Below are 438 nucleotides of genomic sequence, written 5' to 3'. Positions count from 1 at the left end.
GGTGTGGTGGGTGTTGACCTCGGCGCCGTCGGTGAGCCCGTCGTCGTCGCTGTCGGCGTCGTCGGGGTCGGTGCCCTGCGCGAGCTCCTCGTCGTTGGTCAGCCCGTCGCCGTCCCGGTCGCTGCTCGGTACGTCGTCCGCCGGGTCGTCCACCGGGTTGGTGCCGTTCGCGACCTCGGCCCCGTCGGTCACGCCGCCGTCGTCGGTGTCCGGGTCGTTCGGGTCGGTGCCGACGCTGTGGACCTCGGCGCCGTCGCTGAGGCCGTCGTTGTCGCTGTCGGCGTCCGCCGCGTCGGTGCCCGCCGTGACCTCGTCCGCGTCGCTGAGGCCGTCGCCGTCGGCGTCACCCGTGGCCGGCACGTCGTCGGCGTCGTCGAGCGGGTTGGTGCCGTTGTCGATCTCCGCACCGTCGTCGACGCCGCCGTCGTCGGTGTCCGC

At 74.4% G+C, this 438-nt stretch carries 1 protein-coding gene; it reads right to left on the bottom strand.

All coding sequences use genetic code 11. The annotated features are described in order from the left end of the window. On the bottom strand, positions 1-438 hold a 438-nt coding region (locus ASE20_RS25385; protein ID WP_225868987.1), incomplete at both ends, for a hypothetical protein.

Origin of the sequence: Nocardioides sp. Root240, from assembly GCF_001428825.1 — a bacterium.
In the GTDB taxonomy this organism is placed as follows: Bacteria; Actinomycetota; Actinomycetes; order Propionibacteriales; family Nocardioidaceae; genus Nocardioides.
The sequence above is the reverse complement of the archived record's forward strand: the minus strand, read 5'-3'. Positions and strand labels throughout refer to the sequence as shown.